The organism is Gloeocapsa sp. DLM2.Bin57, from assembly GCA_007693955.1.
GTDB lineage: Bacteria > Cyanobacteriota > Cyanobacteriia > Cyanobacteriales > Gloeocapsaceae > Gloeocapsa.
In genome coordinates this window covers 1-6,341 of sequence record RECR01000118.1, presented here as the reverse complement: position 1 = coordinate 6,341, position 6,341 = coordinate 1, and the positions used below count along the sequence as shown (strand labels likewise).

Annotated in this window: 8 protein-coding genes; 3 read left to right on the top strand and 5 right to left on the bottom strand. The window is 37.2% G+C overall.

Going from position 1 to position 6,341, the window contains the following annotated elements; genetic code table 11:
* Positions 1–55: 55 nt before the first annotated feature.
* The gene (locus EA365_15335; GenBank protein TVQ42382.1) at positions 56–652 is read right to left on the bottom strand and encodes an alpha/beta fold hydrolase; all 597 of its coding nucleotides are present in this window, start codon (positions 650–652) and stop codon (positions 56–58) included.
* Between the two features lie 103 nt (positions 653–755).
* Here EA365_15335 and EA365_15330 point away from each other — a divergent pair, with 103 nt between their 5' ends.
* Both EA365_15330 and EA365_15325 read left to right on the top strand, forming a co-directional pair.
* Positions 756–1,127, top strand: a complete 372-nt coding sequence (locus EA365_15330) for a hypothetical protein (GenBank protein ID TVQ42381.1) — start codon at positions 756–758, stop codon at positions 1,125–1,127.
* Positions 1,128–1,248: 121 nt separating this feature from the next.
* A complete protein-coding gene (locus EA365_15325) occupies positions 1,249–1,590 on the top strand; it encodes a hypothetical protein (GenBank protein TVQ42380.1) in 342 nt (113 codons plus the stop codon).
* A gap of 152 nt (positions 1,591–1,742) precedes the next feature.
* On the opposite strand, the gene EA365_15320 is transcribed toward EA365_15325, so the two are convergent.
* On the bottom strand, positions 1,743–1,967 hold the full coding sequence (locus EA365_15320) for a DUF4327 family protein (GenBank protein TVQ42379.1): 225 nt from the start codon (positions 1,965–1,967) through the stop codon (positions 1,743–1,745).
* Positions 1,968–2,058: 91 nt separating this feature from the next.
* Positions 2,059–2,991 carry an ABC transporter ATP-binding protein gene (locus EA365_15315; protein TVQ42378.1) on the bottom strand — a complete coding sequence of 311 codons (933 nt, stop codon included), beginning with the start codon at positions 2,989–2,991 and terminating at the stop codon, positions 2,059–2,061.
* A 156-nt stretch (positions 2,992–3,147) separates the two neighbouring features.
* On the opposite strand from EA365_15315, the gene EA365_15310 reads away from it, so the two are divergent.
* Entirely contained in the window at positions 3,148–5,589 is a 2,442-nt protein-coding gene (locus EA365_15310; protein ID TVQ42377.1) for an ExeM/NucH family extracellular endonuclease, read from the top strand.
* Positions 5,590–5,626: 37 nt separating this feature from the next.
* On the opposite strand, the gene EA365_15305 is transcribed toward EA365_15310, so the two are convergent.
* Together EA365_15305 and EA365_15300 are read right to left on the bottom strand one after the other, a co-directional pair.
* Entirely contained in the window at positions 5,627–6,091 is a 465-nt protein-coding gene (locus EA365_15305) for a hypothetical protein (GenBank protein TVQ42376.1), read from the bottom strand.
* A gap of 34 nt (positions 6,092–6,125) precedes the next feature.
* On the bottom strand, positions 6,126–6,341 hold a 216-nt coding region (locus EA365_15300), incomplete at its 5' end, for a Uma2 family endonuclease (protein TVQ42375.1).

The following is a 6,341-nucleotide window of genomic DNA, read 5'->3' as shown; positions in this document are numbered from 1 at the left end:
TAATCCTACTGCGAACGGTCAATTTAGAGATATTCAAATCTTTGAACAAGTATAACTATAAAATTGGTTCTCGTAATGTGTTTATTATAAAATGTAAAACACGTCGATCACTTAACATCCAGGGATGGAGTGTGACTGGTATAATCACCTCTTTCCCTATTCCTAAGGAACTACTCACCGCGGGAACAATCATTAAATCCCAAGGCGTCCAAATGGTTGTTACCCTTACTCTTTGTGTGATTAGGTGATAATCTCGATTTAAATCAGCCAGAAATGCACTTTCAGGACGCATTTGGACTATCCCTTGACTAGGAAGAAGATAAGCGGTTACAGTACCCCGATTTGGCGCGGAAATATTAATATAACGTTTAACCCTTTCTATTCCTCCTAATCTCTGTAAATAGTATCTCGTCACCAACCCTCCCATACTGAAACCAATTAAATCTATAGATTGGTTATCCTTAAACTGATAATTTATATAGTCGTGTAGTTGTTCGGCTAATATTTCTAACCTCTGTTGTCCATTATTGGGGGTTAAATTGAGACTATACACTGACCAACCTAAATTAGACAAATGATTAGCCATTGTCTTAAATACTACCTGGCGATCGTTCAAACCATGAACTAAAATAACTGGATGTGCTGGATACATAAATTTTTGTTAAGAATGATTGCCAAATTTTGCTAATCTGAGAAACTAGGGATTAGCAAGCTACAAACCTACTCAGAGATTTTATTACTATTAGGGGCAAACAATGATTAAAAAATTAATCGGCAAAAAACAAGCAAACAATGGTAAAGTCAAAAAAACTAAAGATGGATTCTCTCTCCAACTAGAGGAAGAAGAATCTACTCCAGATTCTAGCTCAGTAACCGAACAATCTGCAACGGAGGTAACCGCAGAAACTACCACACCCGTTGCTACTTCAGATACACCCGATTGGGTACAATTACTCTATAAACAAAGTAATCAAGAAACTTCCACCGCTTCTCCCGAAGAAAATGGGACTTTTGCTGATAAATATTTGTTAACCATGTCTTCTCCTACTCGTCGTCGTCCAGGTAAAAGTATGAGTAAATACATGGATATGGCTAGTCAAATGAAAACTCCTTCCGTCAAAGGTTAATTCTTTTCTCTGTAGGTGTAATCTTTGCATCTACAGAATATTATTTAAAAAATATTATAAATTACTAGTTGCTCTGACTTTAATAATATAATTGATATATTCACTCACAAAGTTTCTTATCATGAGTATATTAATTAAACTATTAGGGATATTTTTAATGTTCCTAGGGGTATATTTTTTAGGACAAAACATTTATTTTGCAAGTAGTGCATATTCTTTCGGTTTTCGCGGTATCAAAGCCGGCGCGTCAATTTTGTTTTTAACTAGTGGAGTTTTTATGTCATTTTTATTACCTAAAGACTCTAAAATTATCGGAATAATAGCGATCGTTATTGGCATAATTTTGGTTTTCTGGAGTGGTCGTGTTGTACTAAGACCTACTACTTTATGGCAATTTGTATTATCTATGAGTTCTTTGACCATGGGATATAAGTTATTAAGTAGTAGAGTTATGCGATTTTGACTTCCCGTAAACACACGGGCTCGATCAAGCAACTTGGGCAGATGAAGCGTCTCATTAGTACCAAAGAGGATGTGGTTTGAGAAACCCCGTCCTCCATTAGATGCGGGGTAGTTCATTCTCTGTTATTATGTGTCTTGAATCAGTTAATACTTTTAATCGTTAGACCAAATTTCTGTACTAATTAGTTCTCCAATGCGATCGCGCAATAAAAATTCTGATTTTTCTAGTTCTGATTCTACATAAGTCCATTCTCTTGGGGGAATATATTGACATAATGTATATAAATGTTGTTGTCTGCTGATGATTCCTCTAGCTACTAATTCTCGGACTTCTTCTTGAATCATCTTTAAGGAATAAACGATAGTGTCGGTAATCATACTGGTTACGAGATAGATTGATTATTTAATAGTATCTATTTTTACATTTTTCTGCGGCAATTGACCATATTCTATTTTCCTTAAGCAAACCTTAACTATTGGTTAATCTTAAAAAAATCTCTTCTAAACTTGGGCGATCGCGTCTCATTTCGTATAACTTGATACCTTCTCTCAGAATAACCTCAGCAATCTCTGCACCTGGTTCATAATGGGGAAGACAGTTAATCTCCATTATCTTTCTATTCTGGTTAGTTTGTGGGTTAATTACTATTTGCGCAATTCCTGGTATTTTTTCTAAACTGGTGATTAATTCTGCTATATTTCCTTCTAGTTCTAGCTGATAAGTAAAAGTACTGGAAAGTTTTAACATGAGATTATTTAAGGTATCTGTCGTTACTACACAACCCTGATTAATGATCGTCACGCGATCGCAAATCATGCTTACTTCTGATAAGATATGACTAGAAAGAATAACTGTATGTTCACCTGCTAAACTCTTAATTAATTCTCTCATCTCAATAATTTGTAAGGGGTCTAAACCTACGGTAGGTTCATCAAGTATAATAACTGAGGGATTATGTACCAAAGCTTGAGCAATACCTACTCTTTGACGATATCCCCGAGAGAGTTTACGAATTAAAACTTGACTATATTCTTGTAGTTGACAACGTTCTATAACTGTGTCTATTCGTGATTGGCGATCGCTTTTACTTACTCCCTTAATTCTCGCGACAAAATCGAGAAAATCTTTTACTTTCAGATTAGGATAAAGAGGGGGATTTTCTGGTAAATAACCCAAATGTTTTTTGACATTCATAGCTTGTTTATGGATATCAAAACCAGCTATTTTAGCTGTTCCTTGACTAGGGAGAATTGCACCTGCTAAGATTCGCATAGTAGTAGTTTTACCTGCGCCATTTGGTCCTAATAAACCCAGAATTTCTCCTTTTTTAACAGTAAAAAATATATTAGTAATCGCTACAGTAGAACCATAATTCTTACTGAGATTTTTAACTTCAATCATTTTCTGACAATGTCGGGATAATTATAACTATTATAGCAAGATTGGCAAGATTTTATTTTTAATAATATAACCAGAATTTAATCTATTGTTAATTTCTTCTTAATTTTATTGTGAAATAATCAAAGATGTTAACTTATTTTATTAAGAATAGAAGCGATGACAGTAGATGTAGATTATTTAGAAGAAGCCGAAGATCCATCATTGTTAAGTCAGGCTAATGATGAGGTTATTATTGAGGAAGAACCAATTATTTTACCTGCGACCGATCCTATTATCACCAGAATCCATACAATTCAAGGAGAAGGTTTAAGTAGTCCTTTAGCAGGGCAAGCGGTGACAGTAGAAGCGATCGTGGTTGGGGAATTTCAAGGTGGAGATAACTTACAAGGATTTTATCTTCAAGAAGAAGACGCTAACGCTGATGACAACCCCTTAACTTCAGAAGGTATATTTGTATTTACAGGACGTAATCCTCAAGTTTCCGTATCTGTAGGTGACAAAGTTCAAGTTACAGGTTCAATTTCAGAATTTGCTAATAGTAATGTAGAAAGAACACTGACTCAATTAACCCGTGCTAATGTTCAGGTAGTTAATCGCAATAACCCCTTACCTACCGCTACAGAGTTGAGTTTCCCTGTAGATGATGTTCTAGGTTTAGAGTCTTTTGAGGGGATGAGAGTAACTATTCCCCAAACTATGACCGTAACAGGAAACTTCAACCTGAATAGATTTGGAGAAGTTGACTTATCTTCTGGTGGATTAAATAACGAACCAAATACAGACGATCGCTTAGATCAATTTACCCAGTTTAATCCTCCTAGTCAAGAAGCTTTTACACAATATCAAAGTGATAACGCCAGACGCAGTATTCTGCTAGACGATGGAAGAGGAATTAATCTAGTTACCAATAATCAACCAGTTATTCATGGTTTAAATGGTCAACCTCTAGGTATAGGTAATACCCTACGGGCGGGAGATACAGCCACAGGTATTACAGGTATTTTAGACGATCGCTTTGATAATTATCGCATACAACCTACAGAGCAGGTAATGTTTACAGAAGCCAACTCTCGTCCCACCGAACCAGAAGAGATAGGGGGAAGTCTGCGAGTAGGTGTCTATAACATTGAGAACTATTTTAATGGTGTTCCCGATGAGAATGGGGTAGCGATTTTTAATCGTGATAACAGTAGAGGTGCGCAAAGTCAGGAAGAATTTGAAAATCAAAACGCTAAATTAGTTCCTGCGATCACTGACTTAGACGCTGATATCTTAGCCTTAGTAGAGTTAGAGAATGACTTTGGTGACGGAGAAAGAAGCGCGATCGCTGATTTAGTTAGCCGTCTTAACAGCGCATTGGGTGAAGAGGTTTATAGTTTTGTTGATCCTGGAGTACCCCAAATTGGCACGGACATGATTACTGTTGGTTACATATACAAACCTGAGACAGTAGGTTTAATGGGTAATCCTGCGATTCTTGATTCTTCTGTAGATCCTCGCTTTGATGATCAACTGAGTCGTCCTGTCTTAGCTCAAACCTTCACAGAATTGGCGACAGGGGAAGTGTTTACCATGGCTGCTAACCATTTTAAATCTAAGAGTGGACCAAGAGCAGGTCAAAATCCTGATCCTCGTGATTTAGATCAAGGAGATGGTCAAGGTTTTTGGAATTACACTCGTACTCAAGCTGCTGAAGCTATGGTAGATTGGTTAGCAACTGACCCCACCAACAGTGGTGATCCTGATTTCTTGATTGGGGGAGATACCAACACCTACGCTCACGAAGACCCCTTAACCGCTCAAGAAGCAGCGGGTTATACTCCTTTATTCCCCAAAGAGAGTTATTCTTTCGTTTTCCGAGGTCAAGCAGGCTCTCTAGACCATATGCTAGCTAATGATAGTATGCTAGAACAAGTAACAGGAGCGACAAAATGGCATATTAACGTTGATGAACCCAATGCTTTTGAGTATAGTCAAAGATTTTTTGCCCCTGATCCTTTCCGATCTGCTGACCACGATCCCCTAGTTATTGGTTTAGACTTAACATCAACTCCTACCACACCAGAATTCCCTACTAACGTTTCTGGGACAAGTGGTGATGATAACTTTGATAGTGAATTACCAGGTGAGTCTGGTTTTATTGGAGATAGTCAAAACCTCTTTACAGGTAGTGGTAACGATACCGTTGATGTTTCTCTAGCTGTAGGTGGTAATCGCATCGACTTAGGCTCAGGAGATGATCTGATTTTTGCAGGTAGCGACAATCGTATTCTCGCAGGTTCTGGCGATGATATTCTTTTCTTAGGTAATGGTAATGGTAATAATGTAGTTACTGGTGGTCCTGGAGCTGATCAATTCTGGTTAGTTACCGATACAGGTGCTTTACCAACTAATTCCAACATCATCACCGACTTTACCCCAGGTGAAGATGTCATTGGTTTTGCTAACACTGAGTTAAGTTTTGCTGATTTAACCTTGTCTCAAGGAATTGTTAATGGTCAAACTCGTACCACTGTTAACGCTTTAGGTGAAGAGTTAGCTATTTTACTCAATGTTTCTACAACTGAGTTAAGCGCTGCTAATTTTGTCTTTGCTTAATTGATTTAGGGCGATCGCTTTTAAGATCGCTCTTTTCTTACAGTACTTTATGGGTATAAGAATGTTGTTTAATATTATCTTCATTACGTACCACGTTAACTGCATTAAGTACACGTTTACGCTCTAAAGAATAGTTAAAATCATCTTTTTTAGTTCCTAGGGGGATATATTCTTGAGCTTGAGGACGACTTTTATAAGTACGAATCGCAGCGATCGTCCTAGGGATAAAATCATCACATAATTGGGTTGTTTCGGGAAATTCTGCAGGAATTTGCACATTTTCTCCGATGATAAAATCTTTAACTAGTATGGCACAAGCGAATTGATAAGAGGTGGGAGTACCTTTGATGATGGTTTCTAAAGCTGCTGAGGGAATAGGTTCGATGATTTCTACTTGGTGATATTCCCCATCTTCTTTGAGGAAGCAAGTGCTTAACCCTAAAACACAATAGTCTTCACTGGTTATATCTTGGGCTTGACTCAGCAAACTAGTGACTGTCATTGGTAAAAGTCCTAAATTAAATTATTCTTCTATTTTACTTGTTAAGGTAATTATTGATTTGTGCAACAGAAAGGTTAAGAGTCATCGCTATTTGCTCTTTCGTTAATCCTAAAGCTTGTAAACGTGGTATAGCTTGGATAATAGTTTGTTCGGCTTGTTGACGAGCTAATCTTTCTTGTTGAGATTGCAACTCGGCTTGTTGACGAGCTAATTCTATTTCTTGATAACTAGGGAGATATTTTTGAGTTTT

What these genes read in the sequence shown, in the direction of transcription:
- EA365_15335 (TVQ42382.1), bottom strand. Translation starts at nt 652, where the DNA reads ATGTATCCAGCACATCCAGTTATTTTAGTTCATGGTTTGAACGATCGC.
- EA365_15330 (TVQ42381.1), top strand. Translation starts at nt 756, where the DNA reads ATGATTAAAAAATTAATCGGCAAAAAACAAGCAAACAATGGTAAAGTC.
- EA365_15325 (TVQ42380.1), top strand. Translation starts at nt 1,249, where the DNA reads ATGAGTATATTAATTAAACTATTAGGGATATTTTTAATGTTCCTAGGG.
- EA365_15320 (TVQ42379.1), bottom strand. Translation starts at nt 1,967, where the DNA reads ATGATTACCGACACTATCGTTTATTCCTTAAAGATGATTCAAGAAGAA.
- EA365_15315 (TVQ42378.1), bottom strand. Translation starts at nt 2,991, where the DNA reads ATGATTGAAGTTAAAAATCTCAGTAAGAATTATGGTTCTACTGTAGCG.
- EA365_15310 (TVQ42377.1), top strand. Translation starts at nt 3,148, where the DNA reads ATGACAGTAGATGTAGATTATTTAGAAGAAGCCGAAGATCCATCATTG.
- EA365_15305 (TVQ42376.1), bottom strand. Translation starts at nt 6,091, where the DNA reads ATGACAGTCACTAGTTTGCTGAGTCAAGCCCAAGATATAACCAGTGAA.